We start from the raw sequence: 21,242 nt of genomic DNA, 5'->3' as shown, positions 1-21,242 counted from the left end.
CCTGCATGACAGCGCCCACCCTCCGGTCGGCGCTCATCCTTCCCTGAATGCCCGTTGCGCATGGTCGCCTACTGGCTTGAGCAGATAGGACAGCACGGTGCGATGACCCGTCTGGATCATCGACTCCACCGGCATGCCCGGCACCAGCGTGAGGCCGTCCAGCTTGCGCTGCTCGGCCTTGTCGATATGAATGCCGGCGCGGTAGAAGCCGAGCCCGCTCTGCGGGTCGGTCACCAGGTCGGCGGAGAGACGCACCACCCGCCCGAGCACTTCGGGGGTGGTCGCGCGATTGAACGCACTGAAGCGCAGCAACGCCTCCTGGCCGAGCACGACCTGATCGATGTCCTGCGGGCTGATGCGCGCCTCGACCAACAGTTCGTCGTCCAGCGGGACGATCTGCATCAGGGTCTCGGCCGGCGAGATCACACCGCCCACGGTGTGTACCGCCAACTGCTGGACCCGCCCGGCACTGGGCGCCAGCACTTCTATGCGCTTGAGCTGGTCGGCCGCAGCGACCTCGCGCTCCACCCATTCGCCCTGCTGCGCCATCAGGTCACGCAGCTCGCCGGAAACCTGTTCGCGGAACCGCTGGTCCACCTGCAACAGCTCCAGACGGGTTTCGGCAATGCGCGCCCGCGCCTCGGCGATGGCCGCGACCAACTGGCCACGTTCGCCCTGCAGGCGAGCGATGCCGCGGGCCAGGGCATTGACTCGGTCGAGGGTCATCAGGCCCTTCTTCTGCAAGATCTTGACGGCCTGGTATTCCTCGTCAATCAGGCGGATTTCCTCGCCCTTGGTGCGCTGCTGCAGGTCATGACCGGCGATGGTCTGGATCAGTTGCTCGATACGCTCGCGCAATTGCTGCTTCTGCCCATCCCGCGACTGGCGGCGGTCGACGAACAACTGCCGCTCACTGGCCAGCACCGCCTGCACCTGTGCCTCACCCTCGCGCGCGACAAGCCGTGACGGCGTGTCCACCTGCGCCAGGCCATCGCGCTCCGCCTCGAGCCGAGCCTGACGCGCCAAGGCCTGGTCAAGGGCCTTGGCGACGATGGCATGACTGGCCTCCTGCAAGGTCGCGTCCAGTCGCAGCAACACGTCACCGGCGTGCACCGATTGCCCCTCGCCAACCAGCAATTGCGCCACCACGCCACCACTGGGATGCTGGACCTTCTTCACGCTGTCCTGCACCGCCACCGCCCCCGGCGCAATCACCGCACCGGCCAGTTCAGTGACGGCCGACCACGTCAGCGCGCCGCCCAGCACCACCACCACGACCCCGGCACCGGCCCACAGGTGGCCACGCAGCGAACGCAGCAGCCCCTGCTCATCATCGATCCGCATCATGCCTGCACACCTCCCTTGACCACTCGCGGCTCGGCGAGCGTCACCGGTCGCGCCAGCACGGTATCGCGCGGGCCAAATGCCGCCTGCGCCCCCTGCTCAAGCACCAGCACCTGGTCCATCACCGCCAGCAGCCCGGAACGGTGGGCGATGGCCACCACCACCCCGCCGCGCGCCTTGACGCCCTCGATCGCCCGGGCCAACGCCCGTTCGCCCTCGGCATCAAGGTTGGCATTGGGCTCGTCGAGCACCACCAGGAACGGCTCGCCATACAACGCGCGGGCAAGGCCGATACGCTGGCGCTGCCCTGCCGAAAGATTGACGCCGCCCTCGCCGACCGGCGTGTCATAGCCCTGCGGGAGTTGCAGGATCAACTCGTGCACGCCGGCCTGACGCGCCGCCGCGACAATCGCCGCGGCATCGGCCTGCGGATCCAGACGCGCGATGTTCTGCCCCACGCTCGCCTCGAACAGATCGACGCTCTGCGGCAGGTAACCGGTCATGACCGCCCGCGCCGCATCCGGCCAGAGCTCCAGTGCCGCGCCATCCAGGCAGACCTGGCCGCGCAGCGCCGGCCACGCGCCGACCAAGGCCCGCGCCAGCGACGACTTGCCCGAGGCGCTGGGGCCGATCACCGCCAGCGAGCCGCCGGCAGCCAGGCTGAAATTCACCCCTTGCAGCACCAGCCGCTGCACGCCCGGCGGCGCCACACACAGGCCGCTCACCAGCAGCTGGCTGCGAGCAGTCGGCAGCGCAGTCCTGTGCGCGGGCGCCGGAAAGATCGCCAGCACGCCGCGCAACTGCTGCCAGGCAAATCGCGCGGACACCAGGCTGCGCCATGTGCCAATGATCTGCTCGGCCGGGGCCAGGGTGCGGGCAACGATGATCGAGGCGGCGACAATCGCACCGCCGCTGAGATCGCCCCCGATCACCAACCAGGCACCCACACCCAGGGACGCCGATTGCACCAACTGGCGCAGGGCCTTGGTGATCCCGCCATAGAAGCTGCCGACATCGGCGCTGCGCCGCTGCAACGTGGCGTACTGCTCCTGCAGCACCTGCCAACGTGCAGCGGCACGCTCGGTCATGCCCATCGCGGCGAGCACTTCAGCGCCGACATGGGCCTGCTGGCCCAGGCGATTGCGCTGGCTGGCCAGTACCGCGCTGTCACGCATGGCCCGGCGCGTGCCACGGTCGGTGAGCCAGGTCAGCAGTACCATCAGCACGATCATGCCCAACGCCAGCCAGCCCAGTGATGGATGGATGTAGAAGCTGACCGCGAGGTACACCGGCATCCACGGCAGGTCGAAGAACGCCATGAGCCCGGGGCCGGCGATGAAGGCGCGGATCTGTTCGAGTTCCTGGGCGGGCTTGAGCGGATCCTGGTCCAGGGCGATCTTCAGCGGCGTGCCGGCGATGATCCTGAACACCTGCGTCGAAAGCGCTCCGTCCACAGCTCCAGCGATACGCGACATGACCCGCGAGCGAATGATGTCGAGCACGGCGAACACCAGGTACGCACCCGCCACCAGCAGCCCCAGCGCCACCAAGGTGGGCAGGCTGCGACTGGGGATGACCCGGTCATAGACCTCGAGCATGAACAGGGGGCCGATCAACGCCAGCAGGTTGATCACGCCAGAGAACAGGGCTGCGCCGACCAGGCCCTTTTTCAAGGCCACGCGAAGCGGCGCCGGCAGCACGCGCGCGCCAGTATCCTTACTGCTTTTCAAGAGTTCCGATCCTTGGAAAATGACGCTTGCCAGCCACTCGAACGAGTGGAATGACGCGGATCATACCTGAAGCAAATCCGCCAATCGATGGCCTCAAGCCATCAATTTTTGCCTTGGGTCAAAGCGACCTGCAACCGGCATTGTCGAACGGCCCGGCAAAGCGTTTCCAGCCCTCGCCAGGTGACCATTGCGAACACACCAGACGCCCATCGGCCTGGCTCTCCCAGCGCCACCAGGGGGCCATCGCGGCCTGCGCCTGGAGCAGGCAGAGCGCCGCAACAGCGGCAGCGACCAGCTTTTTCATGGAGCCTCTCCTCGAAAACGACGAACCCCTTCGTGCAAAGGGGTTCGTCGACAAACGCTCAGCCAGCGACCATCAGGTCATCTGGATGGTGGTCTGCATGATGGTGCTTTCAGTGGAGATGGTCTTGGCGTTGGCCTGGTAGAAGCTCTGCGCCTTGATCAGCTCGACCAGCTCCTTGGTCAGGTTGACGTTGGAAGCCTCCAGCGAGTTGGACTCCACCGAGCCCAGGGTGCCAGTTTTTGGCGCGTCGATACCTGGAATACCCGAGGAGAAGGTTTCCTTCCAGCGGGTACCGCCGACCTGCTGCAGGCCCTGCTCGTTGGCGAAGCTGGCAATGGCTACCTGGCCGATGGCGCGGGACTGCTGGTTGCTGAAGCTGGCGAACATCACGCCGGTGGAGTCGATCGACAGGTTCGACAGGACACCCGTGGCATAACCGTCCTGGGACTGCGAGCTGCGCGCGGTCTCGAGGTTGTAGGAGGTGGTGCTGTTCATCGACAGACGCATACCGTCGGCGTTACCCACCGAGCCGTTGGAACCCCAGTTGCCCGCGGCGTCCTTGGCGGCCGGGATCCAGCCCTTCATGGTGAAGGTGTTGTTGACCACACTCCAGTCGAACGCTCCCACCGGCGTGGTCGGCACGTTGTCAGGGCTGGCGGTCATGGCCTTGACGCTGCCATCGGGGTTGAAGTCGATGTTGCCAATGAGCGGCGTGGTCTTGCTCGGATCGTAAGGGTTGCGACCTTCCACCAGGGTGTACATGGTCCACTGGTTCTCGCCGGTCTTGCGGTAGAACTGCTCCATGACGTGTTCGTTGCCCTGGCTGTCGTACACCTTGGTCGGGAACGACTTGGTGTAGGTGCTCTGATCCTTCGGGTCGAACGGCTTGTTCGGCACCATCACGGGCGGCGTGGAATTGTCCGGGACCTGCAGCGGAATATCGGGGGCCGAGGAGTTCAGGTTGATGCCCTGGTCGATCAGGGTGGTCGCCTTCGGCGCCATTGCCGAGGTATCGATCCGCAGGTCGGTCAGCACGCCCTTCATGATCTTGCCATTGGCATCGACCCCATAGCCCTGCAGGCCCAGGCCATCGGAGGTGACGACATAGCCGTCCTTGTTGGTCTGGAACGCTCCGGCGCGGGTGTAGCTCAGCGAGCCGTTGTCGGACAGGACGAAGAAGCCCTGGCCCTGGATGCCCATGTCCAGTACGTTGCCGGTGTTGTTGACGTCGCCCTGGCCGAACTGCTGGGAAACCGTGGCCAGGCGCACGCCGTTGCCGACCTGGTTCTTGCCCACGCCCAGGCGGTTGGCGCCGGCGTAGACGTCGGCGAACTCGGCGCGCGACGACTTGAAGCCGACGGTCTCGGAGTTGGCGATGTTGTTGCCGGTGACGTCCAGCTTCTTGTTGGCTGCGTACAGACCGCTAAGGCCGATATTGAAAGACATGCATTCACTCCTTATGCCGTGCTAGCGGCCTTAGATTCCGATGGTTTGTACTTTGGAGATGCCCAGCTTGCCGATCCCGGCAAGGTTGAGCATCATCTCGCCGCCGTTCTGGAAGCTGACACTGGTGACCTTGGCCGGCAGCATCGTGTACATCTCCTGCGACTTGCCGTCGACAGTGGTGGTGGCGGTGAAGCTATAGGTACCCGCCTCGACTTTTTCGCCCTTGTCGTTGGTGCCGTCCCAGATGAAATCGGCGGTGCCTTTCTTCTGCTCGCCCAACTGGATGGTCTTGACCACGTTGCCATCCTTGTCCTTGATGGTCACCTTGCCGTCGGTGATGTTCTGCGGCACGACCACCTGGCCATTGAGGCTTTCCTTCGGATCGAAGAGGGCCTTGTCGTTCTGCACGATCACCGAACGCCCTACCAGGGAGGAGGCCTGCAGCGCCTGGGACGAGCCCATGCCGCTGATGATCGAGTTGACCGAGCTGTTCAGGGTCTGGATGCCTTCCAGGCTGCTGAACTGCGCCAGCTGGGCGATGAACTGACCGTTGTCCTGGGGATCCAGCGGGTTCTGGTGCTGCATCTGGGTGACCAGCAGCTTGAGAAACGCATCCTTGCCCAGCGCATTCTTGTCGACAGGCTCGGTGGTGGTTTTCTTGGTGCCGGTGCTGACCCCGGATTTTGTCAGCACATCATTGAGGTTCACGCTGGGGTTTTCGACTGCCATGGTCGGGATTCCTTATCACTGACCCAGGGTCAGTACTTTCTGCATCATGGTCTTGGCGGTGTTCATCAGCTCGGCGTTGGTCTGGAACGCACGGCTGGCGGAGATCATGTCGGCCATCTCCTCGACCACGTTGACATTCGGGTAGTAGACGTAGCCGTCCTTGTTCGCCGACGGATGATTGGGCTCGTAACGTGCCTCGAGGTTGCTCTGGTCCTCGATGATGCCCTTGACCTGGACGCCCTGCCCGGCCTCGCCCTGCTCCTCGAACAGCGACTGGCCCATGCCGTTCTGCGCGTTCTGGAAGGTGGTGGCGAACACCGGATGGCGGGCGCGGTAGGTCTGGTCGATGCTCGAGGACACCGTCTCGGCGTTGGCGATGTTCGAGGCAACGGTGTTCAGGCGCGTGTTCTGCGCGCTCATGCCGCTACCGGCGATGTTGAAGACACTGGCAAGGGACATGGTCACTCTCCACGCAGGGCCGATACCAGCCCTTTGAATTTACTGTTGAGCAGGGTGAAGCTGGCCTGGAAGCCAACGGCGTTTTCCGCGTAGTTCGACTGCTCGATCTGCGCATCCACGGTGTTCTGGTCGATCGACGGCTGCATCGGCGTACGGTACTGCAGGGTGTCGTCCATCATCGCCAGGCCTTCGGCCTCGATGTGGCGGTTGTTGGTGCGGTCCAGGGCTATGCGCCCCTTCTGCTGCTTGTCGGCCTCGGCGGCGAGTACCGACGAGAAGTCCATGTCACGCGCCTTGTAGTTGGGCGTGTCGGCGTTGGCGATGTTGTTGGCCAGCACCTCGGCACGCTGGGCACGGAAGCCCAATGCCTTTTCGTGGATGCCAAGCGCCTTGTCGAAGCTGATGCTCATATCGGGGAAACCTTCAAAGGTTGACCAGAGTTTCGTTGGCTTAGGCTTTAGCAAGGGCTGTGCCAACCTGCGCAACCCCAGTAAAGCGGGGGCTAGCCAGATATCAGGACACTGGCGATGCCAGAAAAGCGGCAATGTGCTTCCGCATCCAACTCGGCAAGCGGCAATTGCCAGGCGGCAAAAGCGGCAAAACAAAAAATTGACGTCAATTCGACATGTCATTTAGCCACCAATCGCGATAGCATCCGCGTCCTCGCGCACCAGCCCACGCCATCACGGTTGTCGCCCGCATGGATGCGCGCCGCTTTCATTACGATTTCAAAGGAACGAAACCGTGCCACCGCTTAACCTGCGCAAGACCCTCCTGGCCCTCCTGATCGGCGCCATTCCCGCCCCCGCCCTGGCTTTGCCCCAGACCATTGCACTCACCCATGCTGGCTACAGGGGTGACCACCAGTCCTTTGCCGACGACCTCGAATTCACCGGCAGCTTCACCGGCTACCAGCAGGACGCGATCGCCCTCGCGAACAGCCTGGTGGCGGGCAACATGACGCTTGGCAGTGCAATCAACGACAGCGACACGAACGCTGTCGACCTGATCCATCGCAGCGACGGTATCCGTATCAGCGGCACCAACATCGGCGGCTTCCTGACCAACCGCGGCAATGTTGTCACCACCAGCCTCGACGGTGCCGCCCTGCGCCTGAGCGCCAGCACCGTCGACGACGACCTGACCAACGAAGGGTTGCTCAAGGCCGGCACCAGCTTCTCGTACAACAATGGCGGCCCCACCTACGGCATCGACCTGTCCAGCCCCGGTAGCAACATCAGCCGCATCCACGGCGGCCTGATCAATACCGCAGGCGCCCGCATCATCGCCACCGGCCGCAACTCACGGGCCATCAACCTGGCAGGGGCGAACCTGGAAGAGCGGGTGGTCAACCGCGGCGAGATCAGCGCGACGGGCCCGGGCGCCATCGCCATCCACGCCACCACGGATGCCGCCAACCGGCCGACCGTACTGGCCGGCATCGACAACCAGGGCCAGATTTTCGCTGGTGACCAAGGCTCCCAGGCCATCGTGCTCGACGGCGCGACCCTGTTCGACAGCCTGGGACGCCATGTCGAAAACAGCGGCAGGATCGTGGCCGGCGACACCGCTATCCGCATTGGCAATACCGCCTTTGACGGCCCCGGCCTGCAACCCGGGTACAAGGCCAACGGTGACCTGAACATCTTCAACAGCGGCGAGATCTGGGCCAAAGTCGCCATCGACGCCACCACCAGCAACCGCCCGGTCGAGCTGATCATGCGCCAGGGCAGCAAGATCTACGGCGACCTCGTCGGCCTGGCCAACATCGAGGTCGAAGGCGACAGCACCTATGGCGTCGCCTACGGCCCCCCCGGCAGCAACAGCATCCGCCTGGCAAACGGTGGCTGGATCGATGTGGGCGACAGCAGCGAGCCACCCACTACCTTCACCCTGCACAGCCTTCACACCACCCTCGACGGCAACCTGAGGATTGCCGACAACTCGGCGCTGGGCCTGTGGCTGGCAAGCAGTACCGACCCGAACACGGCGGTGCTCAAGGTCAGCGGCATCGCCGAGTTCGCCCAGAACGCGCGGATCCTGATGGAGCCGGAGGACACCGACTTCGAAGCCAGCGGCAGCCGCTACCTGCTGCTCGAGGCCGGCCAGGTGCAGGTCCTCGACGCCAAAGGCCTGCAGGTCAACGCCAAGCCCCAGGTCGCCAGCACCTCGGCCATGCTCAACGTGCTGAGCAGCACGCTCGATGACAACAAGGTCTACGTCACCGTCAGCACCAAGCCGACCGAGGACCTTGAGCAGATCGTCGCGCAACAGGGTGGCGACAGCAATGCACAGCGTGCCCTGGGCAACCTGGCCGAAGCCGGCCTGCTGGCACGCCTGGGCAACCAGGACCCACTGTTCCTCGCCGCCGCCAGCGCCGACGAGGCGCAACTGGCCAGGCTCGCCGAGCAACTGGCGCCGGACGTCAGCGACGGCGCCCGCCAGGCCGCCATGGCCAGCCAGCGACTGATCGGCAACGCCATCGACAACCGCTCCAGCAGCCTGCGCGCCCTTCGCGCCGACGAAGCACGCCGCGCCTCCGGCGTGTGGATGCAGTCGCTGTACAGCGACGCCAGCCAGCAGCAGCGCGATGGCATTGCCGGCTACAACGCCTACAGCCGCGGCGTGGCGGTCGGCGCCGATGGCCAGCTGGACGACCAGCTCACCCTAGGTGCGGCCTACAGCTTCATCGACACCGACATCAACGGCAAACGCGGCAACAAGACCCAGGTGCAGAGCCACGCCTTCTCGCTGTATGGCAGCTACACCCTGGACAACTACTTCGTCGATGCCAGCCTGACCTACGGTTTCAACGATAACCAAGGCAAGCGAGAGGTCGCGGGCACACGGGCCAAGTCGGACTATGACAGCAACCTGCTGGGCCTGAATCTGGTCGGCGGCTACAGCTGGCAGCTGAATCCGCGACTGCTGGTCGAGCCGCGCCTGGCAGCGCGCTACAGCCGCGTCGACATCGACCGCTTCAACGAGAAAGGCTCGGCCGCCGCACTCAAGGTCGAGGCGCAGCGCTACGAGGCCATCGAGCTGGGCGCCGGCGTGCGCGTGGCCAGCCAACTGCCGCTCGGCGCCGGCATCCTGGAGCCGCAGGTGAAAGTCATGGCCTACCACGACTTTGCCGCGGATCCTGTGCAGAACACCGCGACCTTCGTGCTGGGCACCACGCCGTTCGTCAGCCACGGCGCCAGCGTCGCGCGCAACAGCTACGAGGCCGGGCTGGGAGCGGACTACAAGCTGGGCGCGGTGAGCGTCGGCGTCAGCTATGACTACGTGGGCAAGTCGGGCTTCGATGCCGACGTGTTCTCGGCCAGGCTGCGCTACGCGTTCTGACACGCCATCACAGGCAAGCCCGCAGCGAAAACAAAAAGGCCGGTATCGCAGGATACCGGCCTTTTTTCGCCCAGCCTTACTTGGCCTGGTAGATGATCCCCGGGCTGCACTGGACCATCTGGTAATGGTCAGGCAGGCCGTTGAGCGCCTCGGACGCCCCCAGGAACAGGTAGCCACCGGGCTTGAGGGTGCCGTGAATGCGCATGAGGATGTCCTTCTTGACCTGGGCCGAGAAGTAGATCAGCACGTTGCGGCAGAACACGATGTCGAACTTGCCCAGCGGCGCATAGCTGTCGAGCAGGTTGTACGAACGGAACTCGACACGGCTGCGGATCGGCGACTTGATCGCCCAGCGCCCCGGACCCTTGGGGTCGAAGTAGCGCTGCAGACGCTCCTGCGACAAGCCGCGGGCGATGGCCAGGCTATCGTACTCGCCGGTCTTGCAGTTGTTGAGCATGGCGCCCGACAGGTCGGTGGCGACGATCTGCGCACCCATCTTCAGCTGGCCGAGGTTGGTGCGCTCGAACTCGTCGATCGACATCGAGATCGAGTACGGCTCCTGACCGGACGAACAGGCCGCCGACCAGATGCGCAGGCGCTGGCCCGGGTTGTTCTTGATGAACTCCGGGATCACCTTGCTCTTTAGCACCTCGAACGGGTAGGTGTCGCGAAACCACAGCGTCTCGTTGGTGGTCATGGCATCGACCACCTGCTCGCGCAGACCACTGCGTGGCTGGGTCTGGATGCGCTGCACCAGCTCGCCCAGCGACTTGATGCCCTGTTGCTCCATCAGCTTGTTGAGACGGCTGGAGACCAGGTACTGCTTATTCTCGCCCAGCAGGATGCCACAGGCTTTCTCCAGGAAGACCCGGAACTGTTCGAAATCCAAATTACCCGTAGACAATGCTGCCGCCTCTTCTTAAATCGCTAGCGCCGGGGACGGGCCCCGGCCGTTTCAATGACTTGCCTTGATCCGGTCGACCACGCGCTGAGCGAGGTCATCCGGCCTGAACTTGGCCAGGAAGTCATCGGCACCGACTTTCTTGACCATCGCCTGGTTGAATACCCCGGACAGCGAAGTATGCAGGCAGATGTGCAGTTTTTGCATGCGCGGATCGCTGCGGATCTCCGCCGTGAGGGTATAGCCGTCCATTTCCGGCATTTCAATATCCGAAATCATCATGAGGAACTCCTCCTCCGGACGCTTGCCCTCGTCCACCAGCTTGCGCAGGTAATCCAGGGCCTGGCGACCGTCGTTGAGCGCCACCACCTCGACCCCCACGGTCTGCAGGCAACGGCTCACCTGCTTGCGCGCCACCGACGAGTCATCGACCGTCAGCACCCGCAGCATCACCGCCTTGTCCTGCACTTCGGCATCGATCACGCCATCGGACACCGACTCGGACGAAGGCGCCACCTCGGCCAGCACCTTCTCCACATCGATGATCTCGACCATGCGGTTGTCGACCCGGGTCACGGCGGTCAGGTAGTGATCACGTCCGGTACCCTTGGGTGGCGGATGGATCTCTTCCCAGTTCATGTTGACGATGCGCTCGACCGAATGCACCAGGAAGCCCTGGGTCTTGGTGTTGTACTCGGTGATGATCACGAAACTGTTGCGCGTTTCTTCCTTCAACTGCGGAAGGCCGGTGGCCATCGACAGGTCCAGGATCGGGATGGTCGCCCCCCGAATGTTGGCCACGCCGCGCACCACCGGGTGGGACCTGGGCAGCAGCGTCAGGTCCGGGCACTGCAGCACCTCCCGCACCTTGAACACATTGATGCCGTAGAGCTGATCGCCATTGAGGCGAAACAACAGCAGCTCCAGGCGATTCTGCCCCACCAGTTGCGTGCGCTGGTTGACCGAATCCATCACTCCAGCCATGCCAGACTCCTTCAACGATTGCCTATGTACCGAATCGGCACGGGCTTTGCTTTTTTGAACGCCATGTACACGAAAACGACAAATTTCCGACGACTGACGCGCCTGTTGACCGGCTCACTGGCCGCCCTGTGCCTGCTGGCACCCGGCATTCGTACGCTGGCGGACTCTTTTACCTTGCCTGAACAGCTTATCGGTGTCACTCAAGGGTTTCTTGAATTCACCGTGGAGGATTACCTGGCGACCACCCAGACCCCAGGCCGCTACGAGATCCAGGTCAACAACCTCGACCCACGCCTGCGCATGCCGCTGTGCAGCCAGCAGCTTGACGCTTCACTGGAAGGTTCGACGCCCCTGGGACGGGTCACGGTACGGGTCCGCTGCGACGGCACGGCGCCCTGGACGGTATTCGTCCCCGCCCAGGTGCGCCTGATGCGCGACGTGGTGGTCATGACTCGCCCCCTGAAACGTGAAAGCGTGGTGGGTGAAGGTGATGTGGCCCTGCGCGAACGCGATGTGGGCACCCTCGGCGTCGGCTACCTGACCCAGCTTGACCAGGCCGTGGGCTTGAAGCTGTTGCGACCCACGGTGCTCGACCAGGTGCTGACGCAACAGCACCTGGAGCAGGCCGATGTGGTGCGCAAGGGTGATCACGTGGTGATCATCGCCCGCAGCGGCAGCTTGAGCGTACGCATGCCCGGCGAGGCCCTGGACAAAGGTGGCCTGCAGACGCAGATCCGGGTACGCAACCTGAATTCGAAACGTGTGGTCAAGGCCCGCGTCACGGGCCCGGGGCAGGTCGAGGTGGCCATGTAGGGCTGCACTGCGTCGGGATAGTGACGCAACGCTGGCGATGTGGAACCGCGCCCCCTAAACTGTGTCACAGATCGGGTTGCGCACGTGTGCCGAGAGGCGGTGATGCATTCACGCCTAAAGTTTTGCTCGGGTAGGCCGAAAGCAAGGCATGCGTCCTAATTCCCAGGGGTTCTGAACATGGTCATCGACTTCAGTCGTCTCAACAACTCTCCGTCCGTCACGGGCGGCGTTCGCGGCAATGCCGCGCCGGGCAACGCCGATAAAGCCGGCGAGGCCAGCGCAGCGCCCAAGCACGCCAGTGTCAGCGGAGAAGCGGTACACCTGAGCCCAGAGGCCCAGCAATTGCAGAAGATCAGCGACAAGCTGCGCGATCAGCCGACCGTCAACAGCGCCCGCGTGGCCGAGTTGAAACAGGCCATCGCGGACGGCAGCTACAAGGTCGATGCCGACCGGGTCGCCAGCAAACTGCTTGATTTCGAAGCCCAGCGCTGACCTCCAGGGGCGCTGACTTCAAGGACGCAAAACGCCAAGAGTTAGCCATGCACGACATCACCCTGCTGCAACTGATCGAAGACGACATCGCGCCGACCCAGGAACTGCTCGACCTTCTGCAAAAGGAGGCAGTTTCCCTGCATGGCCGGGAAATCATGGCGCTGGAGCATATCCTTGCCCGCAAGCAGTCGCTGGTCGTGCTGCTCGAGCAGCAGGGACAACGGCGCAACCAGTTGCTCATCGATCTCGGCCTCAGCGCCGACCGCGCAGGCGTGCAGGCGGTGGCCGACCAGTCGCCCAACGGCGAACTCATCATGCAGCAGCTCAATGAGCTCACCCAACTGATGGATGCCTGCCAGAAGGTCAACGAGAACAACGGCCGGATCATCCAGATGCAGCAGTACGCCACGGCCAACCAGATCAGAATCCTCATGGGCGGCGACTCGCCGTCGCTCTATGACAGCCGCGGCGCCACCTCGCCAATGGACAAGCCCAGGGCCATCGGCCAAGTCTGATTGACCCTGATCAAGGCACGGAACATACTGGCATAATGCCGTTACTTGCGTGTGCCGTATTCGCCTGGAGATTGATTACCTGTGTTCAATGAATCCGATGCTCCCCAGCCACCAAAGGTGCTGAGCACCCCTTTGGAGATCACGGCCAACTTGCGCCAACTGCTGGAGAGCCACGACCCGCTGATCATCAGCTTCCATGAGCGCAGCCAGCGGTTTCAAAGCTACGTGGTGCATGTCGACCGGGACAGCGGCGTCCTGGCGCTGGATGAAATGATCCCCCGCGACGGTGAGAAGTACATCGAGAACGGCGAACCGTTCCGTGTCGAAGGCTTCCATGACGGTGTGCGTATCGCCTGGGAATCCAACACGGCGCTGACCATCGGCGAGATCGACGGCCACCGCTGCTACCGTGGCCCGCTGCCCGAGGAAGTGACTTACCACCAGCGCCGCAACGCCTTCCGCGCCGCGCTGAAGCTGTCGCAACTGGTCGACATCGTCCTCGACGGCGCCCACCTCAAGGGCAACGGCGCCCTGCGCGGCAAGCTGCTGGACATTTCCGCCACCGGCTGCAAGCTGCGCTTCGACGGCAACGTCGAGGACCGCCTGCAACTGGGCCAGGTCTACGAGCGCTTCAAGGCCAGCAACCCACTGGGGCTGACCGACACCCTGGTCGAACTGCGCCACCTGCACTTCGAGGAGCGTATCAACACCACCTTCGCCGGGGTGCGCTTCCATAACCTCAACGGTCAGGCGCAGCGCAAGATCGAGAGTTTCGTCTATCAACTGCAGCGCGAGGCGCGGCGGTTCGACAAAGACGACTATTGAGCGTCAGCAGGGCACGAAAACGCCACCCCACGGGTTAATGCCAGGCAGTTAGCGCTTGATCGCACTTATTGGGGCTGCTTGCAGCCCTTCGCGGGTAAACCCGCTCCCACAGGTACAGCGCTCGATTCAGCATCTGCGCGATCCTGTGGGAGCGGGTTTACCCGCGAAGGGTCGCGCAGCGACCCCAATTGGCTTAACTGACTGGCTAGGATTTGCTCATCTCGCTTTCCCGCTCCGCGCCGGCCTCCTCTTCGGTATCCTCCGCCGCCACCGGCGCCTGCATCACCTCCTGCACGGTCTGCTCGTCCACCCGAGGGTCAAGGGCCGCCGACAAGGGCGACCCCGCCGCCGGCATGGCCACGTGCCCCAGAGGCGCATCCTGGACCTGGTGCAGCCCGGTGACCGCCTTGGGCCGAATGCGCCAGACCAGCACCAGGGCGAAGAACACGAAGAAGGCGTACAGCATCTGCGCACCCAGCAGTTTCATCAGCACCCCCGCCGCCAGCGGCCCGATGCAGGCGCCCACGCCATAGGTGACCAGCAGCATGGCGGTCAACGAGACCCGCCGCTCGCTTTCCACATGGTCGTTGGAGAACGCCACCGCCAGCGGATACAGGCAGAACTGCAACAGCGATATGACGAAACCGATGCCGAACAACAGCGCCAACGGCACGCCTGGCAGGATCGCCAGCGGCGCCGAGGCCAGCGCCAGGCCGATCGCCACGCTGCGGATCAGCACGGCGCGATCATAACGGTCGGACAACCAGCCCAGCGGCCACTGCACCAGCAGGCCGGCAAAAATACAGCTGCCCATGAACAGACCGATCTGCTCGGTGGACAGCCCCTGGCTGGACGCATACAGCGGCGCCAGGCCATAGAACGAACCGACGATCAGACCCGAGCCGAGCACCGTGGACAACGACTGCGGCACGCGCTTGATGAAGAACTTCGGCTCCATCGGCGCCGGCCGCAACGGCGCGGGGTGGATGCGCCGGGTCATGGCCACCGGCACCAGGCACAGGGCAAAGCACATCGCCACCAGCATCAGCAACTCAGGCCCCAGCTGCGGATGTACCACCAGGATCAACTGGCCAAGCACCAGCCCAAGATACGAGGCGATCATGTAGCCGCTGAACACCGCGCCGCGATGCTTGGCATCAGCCTGCTCGTTGAGCCAGCTCTCGATGACCATGTACTGGCACATCATCCCCAGGCCGACGATCATCCGCAGCCCGATCCACACCGGCAGCCAGCTGGTCAGCCCGTGCCCGAGCACCGCCGCGCCGACGATGCCGGCACAGGTGGCGTAGGCGCGGATATGCCCGACCCGGCCGATCAACCGGTGGCCGACCTTGCCGCCCACCGCCAGGCCGAAGTAGTTGGCCGCCATCAACGCACCGATCCACAGGCTGTCGACATGGTCGGCGGCCAGGCGCAGGGCCAGGTAGGTACTGAGCAGGCCCGAACCGATCAGCATCATCAGGGCGGCGAAGTACAACGACTGAAACGGCTTCCAGATATTTCGCATACGTCCCGTCAAGCTCCTTGATCTGGTGGCGCGGGGTTGCTGCCAAGCATAAAAGCAAATCCATCGCGGCGCAGGCCCCAGACGGCGAAATCGGCCGCCGGGGGCGCATCCAGTAGCGGTCGTGTCGCGCTCAGGCTTGCGCGGCGAGCACGCGGCGCTCCCAGGGCGTGATCTCATCGAAGAAATCGCTCAGCTCCAGGGTCTTGGTGGCGATGTAGCCTTCGATGAACTCCCTGCCGAACAGTTCCCGCGCCAGGTTGCTGCGCTTGAGGCGCTCCAGCGCGGCGTGCAGGGTGCAGGGCAGGCTCAGGTGCTCGGGCACCTCGAACTCACCCTGGATCGCCGGCGTCGGCGCGATCTGCCGCTCGATGCCATGCAGGCCGGCGGCGAGGCTGGCGGCGATGGCCAGGTAGGGGTTGGCATCGGCACCCGGCAGGCGGTTCTCCACCCGCCGCGCCGCAGGCGAGCTGGCCGGGATGCGCAGGCCCGCGGCGCGATTGTCCTCGGACCAGCAGGCATTGTTCGGCGAGGCATAGGGATGACAAAGGCGCTGGTAGGAATTGACGTTCGGCGCGAACAGCACGGTGAAGTCGGCCAGGCAGGCCTGCAGTCCACCAATGAAATGGTGGAAGGTGTCGGTCGCCCTGCCTTGCTCGTCGCTGAACACGTTGCGCCCGCTGGCGCTGTCGACCAGGCTCTGGTGGATATGCATCGAGCTGCCGGGGGTGTGCGCCAGCGGCTTGGCCATGCACACCACGGTCAGGCCATGCTTGAGCGCGACCTCCTTGAGCAGGTGCTTGAACAGGAAGGTCTGGTCGGCCAGCAGCAAGGGATCGCCGTGCAGCAGGTTGATCTCGAACTGGCTGACGCCCATCTCGTGCATGAAGGTGTCGCGTGGCAGGCCCAGCGCGGCCATGCAGCGGTACACCTCGTTGAAGAACGGGCGCAGGCCGTTGTTGGAGCTGACGCTGAAGGCCGAATGACCCATTTCCCGGCGCCCGTCCCTGCCCAGCGGCGGCTGGAACGGCTGGGTCGGATCGCTGTTGGCGGCGAAGACGAAGAACTCCAGTTCCGTCGCCACCACCGGCGCCAGCCCGCGCTCGGCATAGCGGGCGATCACCGCCTTGAGCTGGCCACGGCTGGACAGCCCCGAGGGCGTGCCATCAAGCTCCACCGCGTCGCAGATCGCCAGTGCCCGAGGCTCGTCGCTCCAGGGCAGGCGATGGATCTGCGAGGGCTCGGCCACCAGCGCCAGGTCGCCGTCGTCGCTGCCGTAATATTTGGCCGCCGGGTAGCCGCCCATGATGCACTGCAGCAGGACCCCGCGGGCCATCTGCAGCCGGCGGCCCTCGAGAAAGCCCTCGGCGGTCATCACCTTGCCGCGGGGGACGCCGTTGAGGTCCGGGGTGACGCACTCGATTTCATCGATGCCCTTGAGGAACGCTGCCTGGTTGCGCGGGCCTTCGGTCGTCATGACGCTGTCCTTCTTGTTGTGTTCGCATGCCGGGAGTGGCGACGCACACAACATAGGCCGGGGGTGTTTAAAATATCAAGCACCCCAGGCACCGCGCCCGGATCATTGCTCACGCAACGTCATACCATTGGCCGGCAATGGCAGCGCGGTCTTGTAGCGCACCTGCTTCAAGGCAAAGCTGGAGCGAATGTTCGCCACCCCGGGCAACCGCGTCAGGTAATCGAGGAAGCGCTCCAGCGCCTGGATGCTCGGCAGCAGTACCCGCAGCAGGTAATCCGGATCCCCGGTCATCAGGTAGCACTCCATCACCTCCGGACGCTCGGCGATCTCCTCCTCGAAGCGGTGCAGCGACTGCTCCACCTGCTTTTCCAGGCTGACGTGGATGAACACATTCACATCCAGCCCCAGCACCTCGGGCGACAGCAGCGTGACCTGCTGGCGGATCACCCCAAGCTCCTCCATGGCCTTGACCCGGTTGAAGCACGGCGTGGGCGACAGGTTGACCGAGCGCGCCAGCTCTGCATTGGTGATCCGGGCGTTTTCCTGCAGGCTGTTGAGGATGCCGATATCCGTTCGATCCAGTTTACGCATGAGAGAAATTGACCTGGTTTTTGTGTTTGTACGGAATGTTTATCTGCGCCGCCGGACAAAGGCAATGAACTTGAGAGAAAAATTCTCCTGCCGTCCCCCTATGATGTAAAAAGACGCTGACCTGCCAGTCACGAGCCGGCAGTCAGCGGCGGCCGCTTCAAAGCTCACAAAAACAACATTCGAGCGAGCGTAAAAAGCATGAACGAGTACGCCCCCCTGCGTCTGCATGTGCCCGAGCCTACAGGCCGGCCAGGCTGCCAGACCGATTTCTCCTACCTGCGCCTGAACGACGCCGGTCAAGTCCGTAAACCCCCTATCGATGTGGAGCCTGCCGACACGGCGGACCTCTCCTACAGCCTCGTGCGCGTGCTCAACGAGCACGGCGACGCCGTCGGCCCCTGGGCCGAGGGCATCGAGCCGAAGGTACTGCGCCAGGGCATGCACGCCATGCTCAAGACGCGCATCTTCGACAGCCGCATGGTGGTTGCCCAGCGCCAGAAGAAGATGTCCTTCTACATGCAGAGCCTGGGCGAGGAAGCCATCGGCAGCGGCCAGGCCCTGGCCCTGAACCGCAGCGACATGTGCTTCCCCACCTACCGCCAGCAGAGCATCCTGATGGCCCGCGAGGTGTCGCTGGTGGACATGATCTGCCAGCTGCTGTCCAACACCCGTGACCCGCTCAAGGGCCGCCAGCTGCCGATCATGTACTCGGTGCGCGAAGCCGGCTTCTTCACCATCAGCGGCAACCTGGCCACCCAGTTCGTCCAGGCGGTCGGCTGGGCCATGGCCTCGGCGATCAAGGGCGACACCAAGATCGCCTCGGCGTGGATCGGTGACGGCGCCACCGCCGAGTCCGACTTCCACACCGCCCTGACCTTCGCCCACGTCTACCGCGCCCCGGTGATCCTCAACGTGGTCAACAACCAGTGGGCGATCTCGACCTTCCAGGCCATCGCCGGTGGCGAGTCGACCACCTTCGCCGGCCGTGGCGTGGGTTGCGGCATCGCCTCGCTGCGGGTCGACGGCAACGACTTCATCGCCGTCTACGCCGCCTCGCGCTGGGCCGCCGAACGCGCCCGCCGCGGCCTGGGCCCGACGCTGATCGAGTGGGTCACCTACCGTGCCGGCCCGCACTCGACCTCGGACGACCCGTCCAAGTACCGCCCGGCCGACGACTGGAGCCACTTCCCGCTGGGCGACCCGATTGCCCGCCTCAAGCAGCACCTGATCAAGCTCGGCCACTGGTCCGAGGAAGAGCACCAGGCGGTCACCGCCGAGCTCGAGGCCGAGGTGATCAAGGCGCAGAAGGACGCCGAGCAGTTCGGCACCCTGAGCAATGGCCATATCCCCAGCGCCGCCTCGATGTTCGAGGATGTGTACAAGGAAATGCCCGACCACCTGCGCCGTCAGCGCCAGGAACTGGGGGTCTGAGATGAACGATCACAACAACAGCATCCATCTGGAAAACGCCATGTCCACCACCACCATGACCATGATCCAGGCCCTGCGCTCGGCCATGGATGTCATGCTCGAGCGCGATGACAACGTGGTGGTCTACGGCCAGGACGTTGGCTACTTCGGCGGCGTGTTCCGCTGCACCGAAGGTCTGCAGACCAAGTACGGCAAGTCCCGCGTGTTCGATGCGCCGATCTCCGAGAGCGGCATCGTCGGCACCGCCGTGGGCATGGGCGCCTATGGCCTGCGTCCGGTGGTCGAGATCCAGTTCGCCGACTACTTCTATCCCGCCTCCGACCAGATCGTCTCGGAGATGGCCCGCCTGCGTTATCGCTCGGCCGGCGAGTTCATCTCGCCGCTGACCCTGCGCATGCCCTGCGGTGGTGGCATCTATGGCGGCCAGACCCACAGCCAGAGCCCCGAGGCGATGTTCACCCAGGTCTGCGGCCTGCGCACCGTGATGCCGTCGAACCCGTACGACGCCAAGGGGCTGCTGATCGCCTCGATCGAATGCGACGACCCGGTGATCTTCCTCGAGCCCAAGCGCCTGTACAACGGCCCGTTCGACGGCCACCACGACCGACCGGTAACGCCGTGGTCCAAGCACCCGCACAGCGCAGTGCCTGATGGCTACTACAGCGTGCCGCTGGACAAGGCGGTGATCACCCGCCCAGGCAATGACGTCACCGTGCTGACCTACGGCACCACCGTGTATGTCTCGCAAGTGGCCGCCGAGGAGAGCGGCGTCGACGCCGAGGTCATCGACCTGCGCAGCCTTTGGCCGCTGGACCTGGAGACCATCGTCGCCTCGGTGAAGAAGACCGGTCGCTGCGTGGTCGTGCACGAGGCCACCCGTACCTGCGGCTTCGGCGCCGAACTGGTGTCGCTGGTCCAGGAGCACTGCTTCCATCACCTCGAGGCGCCAATCGAGCGCGTCACCGGCTGGGACACGCCCTACCCCCACGCACAGGAATGGGCCTACTTCCCCGGCCCTTCGCGGGTAGGCGCGGCACTGAAACGGGTCATGGAGGTCTGAATGGGCACGCACGTCATCAAGATGCCGGATATCGGTGAAGGCATCGCGCAAGTCGAGTTGGTGGAATGGTTCGTCAAGGTCGGCGACATGATCGCCGAGGACCAGGTGGTGGCCGATGTCATGACCGACAAGGCCACCGTGGAAATTCCCTCGCCGGTCAGCGGCAAGGTATTGGCCCTGGGCGGCCAGCCGGGTGAAGTGATGGCGGTCGGCAGCGAGCTGATCCGCATCGAGGTCGAAGGCAGTGGCAACCATGTCGACGCGCCACAGGCCAAGCCGGTTGAGCCGGAAGCCGCGCCGGTCAAGGCCGTGGCCCAGCCCGAGCCACGCATCGAGGCACAACCCCAGGCTGCTGCGGCCCATGCCACCGCGCCTATCGTGCCGCGCGAAGCCCACGACAAGCCACTGGCGTCCCCGGCCGTGCGCAAGCGCGCCCTGGACGCCGGGATCGAGCTGCGTTACGTACATGGCAGCGGCCCGGCCGGGCGCATCCTGCATGAAGACCTCGACGCCTTCATCAGCAAGCCGCAGACCGGCGCCGGCCAGGCACCGGGCGGCTACGGCAAGCGCACCGACAGCGAGCAGGTACCGGTGATCGGCCTGCGCCGCAAGATCGCCCAGCGCATGCAGGACGCCAAGCGTCGCGTCGCCCACTTCAGCTACGTCGAGGAAATCGACGTCACCAACCTGGAAGCCTTGCGCCAGCAGCTCAACGCCAAGTACGGCGACAGCCGCGGCAAGCTGACCCTGCTGCCGTTCCTGGTGCGCGCCATGGTCGTCGCCCTGCGCGACTTCCCGCAGATCAACGCCACCTACGACGACGAGGCCCAGGTCATTACCCGCCACGGCGCGGTGCACGTCGGCATCGCCACCCAGGGCGACAACGGCCTGATGGTGCCGGTACTGCGTCATGCCGAAGCCGGCAACCTGTGGAGCAACGCCGGCGAGATCGCCCGCGTCGCCCACGCCGCGCGCAACAACAAGGCCAGCCGCGAAGAGCTGACCGGCTCGACCATCACCCTGACCAGCCTCGGCGCCCTGGGCGGCATTGTCAGCACCCCGGTGGTCAACACCCCGGAAGTGGCGATCGTCGGCGTCAACCGCATGGTCGAACGGCCGGTGGTGATCGACGGCCAGATCGTCGTGCGCAAGATGATGAACCTGTCCAGTTCGTTCGACCACCGCGTGGTCGACGGCATGGATGCCGCCCTGTTCATCCAGGCCGTGCGCGGTCTGCTGGAACAGCCTGCCTGCCTGTTCGTGGAGTGATC

At 64.5% G+C, this 21,242-nt stretch carries 20 protein-coding genes; 8 read left to right on the top strand and 12 right to left on the bottom strand.

The window, feature by feature from the left end:
• Window positions 1-33: 33 nt before the first annotated feature.
• From ACZ899_RS00185 to flgB, 7 genes are all read right to left on the bottom strand, one after another.
• On the bottom strand, window positions 34-1,347 hold the full coding sequence (locus ACZ899_RS00185; protein WP_234561777.1) for an HlyD family type I secretion periplasmic adaptor subunit: 1,314 nt from the start codon (window positions 1,345-1,347) through the stop codon (window positions 34-36).
• Window positions 1,344-3,074 carry a type I secretion system permease/ATPase gene (locus tag ACZ899_RS00180; RefSeq protein ID WP_234561779.1) on the bottom strand — a complete coding sequence of 577 codons (1,731 nt, stop codon included), beginning with the start codon at window positions 3,072-3,074 and terminating at the stop codon, window positions 1,344-1,346. The genes ACZ899_RS00185 and ACZ899_RS00180 overlap by 4 nt, the downstream gene beginning before the upstream one ends.
• Window positions 3,075-3,192: 118 nt before the next feature.
• On the bottom strand, window positions 3,193-3,378 hold the full coding sequence (locus ACZ899_RS00175) for a hypothetical protein (protein WP_050706708.1): 186 nt from the start codon (window positions 3,376-3,378) through the stop codon (window positions 3,193-3,195).
• A gap of 72 nt (window positions 3,379-3,450) precedes the next feature.
• Window positions 3,451-4,824: a flagellar hook protein FlgE gene (gene flgE / locus ACZ899_RS00170; RefSeq protein ID WP_203651599.1), complete on the bottom strand. Its 1,374-nt coding sequence runs from the start codon at window positions 4,822-4,824 to the stop codon at window positions 3,451-3,453.
• Window positions 4,825-4,854: 30 nt separating this feature from the next.
• Window positions 4,855-5,553, bottom strand: a complete 699-nt coding sequence (gene flgD, locus ACZ899_RS00165; RefSeq protein ID WP_234561781.1) for a flagellar hook assembly protein FlgD — start codon at window positions 5,551-5,553, stop codon at window positions 4,855-4,857.
• Between the two features lie 15 nt (window positions 5,554-5,568).
• A complete protein-coding gene (gene flgC, locus ACZ899_RS00160) occupies window positions 5,569-6,012 on the bottom strand; it encodes a flagellar basal body rod protein FlgC (protein WP_198743001.1) in 444 nt (147 codons plus the stop codon).
• Window positions 6,013-6,014: 2 nt separating this feature from the next.
• Window positions 6,015-6,422 carry a flagellar basal body rod protein FlgB gene (gene flgB, locus ACZ899_RS00155; RefSeq protein WP_203651598.1) on the bottom strand — a complete coding sequence of 136 codons (408 nt, stop codon included), beginning with the start codon at window positions 6,420-6,422 and terminating at the stop codon, window positions 6,015-6,017.
• A 334-nt stretch (window positions 6,423-6,756) separates the two neighbouring features.
• Here flgB and ACZ899_RS00150 point away from each other — a divergent pair, with 334 nt between their 5' ends.
• Entirely contained in the window at window positions 6,757-9,357 is a 2,601-nt protein-coding gene (locus tag ACZ899_RS00150) for an autotransporter family protein (protein WP_234561783.1), read from the top strand.
• Between the two features lie 76 nt (window positions 9,358-9,433).
• Here ACZ899_RS00150 and cheR read toward each other — a convergent pair whose 3' ends face one another.
• Together cheR and ACZ899_RS00140 are read right to left on the bottom strand one after the other, a co-directional pair.
• Window positions 9,434-10,261, bottom strand: a complete 828-nt coding sequence (gene cheR / locus ACZ899_RS00145; protein WP_050706713.1) for a protein-glutamate O-methyltransferase CheR — start codon at window positions 10,259-10,261, stop codon at window positions 9,434-9,436.
• Between the two features lie 51 nt (window positions 10,262-10,312).
• On the bottom strand, window positions 10,313-11,242 hold the full coding sequence (locus ACZ899_RS00140) for a chemotaxis protein CheV (protein ID WP_050706714.1): 930 nt from the start codon (window positions 11,240-11,242) through the stop codon (window positions 10,313-10,315).
• Window positions 11,243-11,305: 63 nt separating this feature from the next.
• Between ACZ899_RS00140 and flgA the strand changes: the two genes are divergently transcribed.
• From flgA to ACZ899_RS00120, 4 genes are all read left to right on the top strand, one after another.
• Window positions 11,306-12,055 (top strand): flagellar basal body P-ring formation chaperone FlgA, encoded by a 750-nt coding sequence (gene flgA, locus ACZ899_RS00135; protein ID WP_186714868.1) that lies wholly within the window; start codon window positions 11,306-11,308, stop codon window positions 12,053-12,055.
• A 177-nt stretch (window positions 12,056-12,232) separates the two neighbouring features.
• On the top strand, window positions 12,233-12,547 hold the full coding sequence (gene flgM / locus ACZ899_RS00130) for a flagellar biosynthesis anti-sigma factor FlgM (protein ID WP_203651596.1): 315 nt from the start codon (window positions 12,233-12,235) through the stop codon (window positions 12,545-12,547).
• 47 nt (window positions 12,548-12,594) lie between these two features.
• Complete coding sequence (locus ACZ899_RS00125; protein WP_186735519.1) at window positions 12,595-13,062, top strand: flagella synthesis protein FlgN; 468 nt, start codon at window positions 12,595-12,597, stop codon at window positions 13,060-13,062.
• 81 nt (window positions 13,063-13,143) lie between these two features.
• A complete protein-coding gene (locus ACZ899_RS00120) occupies window positions 13,144-13,887 on the top strand; it encodes a flagellar brake protein (RefSeq protein WP_232857533.1) in 744 nt (247 codons plus the stop codon).
• Window positions 13,888-14,092: 205 nt separating this feature from the next.
• On the opposite strand, the gene ACZ899_RS00115 is transcribed toward ACZ899_RS00120, so the two are convergent.
• From ACZ899_RS00115 to bkdR, 3 genes are all read right to left on the bottom strand, one after another.
• Window positions 14,093-15,415: an MFS transporter gene (locus ACZ899_RS00115; protein ID WP_203651588.1), complete on the bottom strand. Its 1,323-nt coding sequence runs from the start codon at window positions 15,413-15,415 to the stop codon at window positions 14,093-14,095.
• A 130-nt stretch (window positions 15,416-15,545) separates the two neighbouring features.
• Complete coding sequence (locus tag ACZ899_RS00110; RefSeq protein WP_234561817.1) at window positions 15,546-16,787, bottom strand: glutamine synthetase family protein; 1,242 nt, start codon at window positions 16,785-16,787, stop codon at window positions 15,546-15,548.
• 204 nt (window positions 16,788-16,991) lie between these two features.
• On the bottom strand, window positions 16,992-17,480 hold the full coding sequence (gene bkdR, locus ACZ899_RS00105) for an Lrp/AsnC family transcriptional regulator (protein WP_203651586.1): 489 nt from the start codon (window positions 17,478-17,480) through the stop codon (window positions 16,992-16,994).
• Between the two features lie 198 nt (window positions 17,481-17,678).
• Between bkdR and ACZ899_RS00100 the strand changes: the two genes are divergently transcribed.
• From ACZ899_RS00100 to ACZ899_RS00090, 3 genes are read left to right on the top strand one after another with little or no spacing between them, the layout of a single operon-like run.
• A complete protein-coding gene (locus ACZ899_RS00100) occupies window positions 17,679-18,911 on the top strand; it encodes a 3-methyl-2-oxobutanoate dehydrogenase (2-methylpropanoyl-transferring) subunit alpha (protein ID WP_234561785.1) in 1,233 nt (410 codons plus the stop codon).
• 1 nt (window position 18,912) lies between these two features.
• Entirely contained in the window at window positions 18,913-19,971 is a 1,059-nt protein-coding gene (locus ACZ899_RS00095) for an alpha-ketoacid dehydrogenase subunit beta (RefSeq protein ID WP_186714872.1), read from the top strand.
• Window positions 19,972-21,240 (top strand): dihydrolipoamide acetyltransferase family protein, encoded by a 1,269-nt coding sequence (locus ACZ899_RS00090; RefSeq protein ID WP_234561787.1) that lies wholly within the window; start codon window positions 19,972-19,974, stop codon window positions 21,238-21,240.
• Window positions 21,241-21,242: the final 2 nt, after the last annotated feature.

It is taken from the genome of Pseudomonas sp. TE31087, from assembly GCF_057284075.1.
The sequence above is the reverse complement of the archived record's forward strand: the minus strand, read 5'-3'. Positions and strand labels throughout refer to the sequence as shown.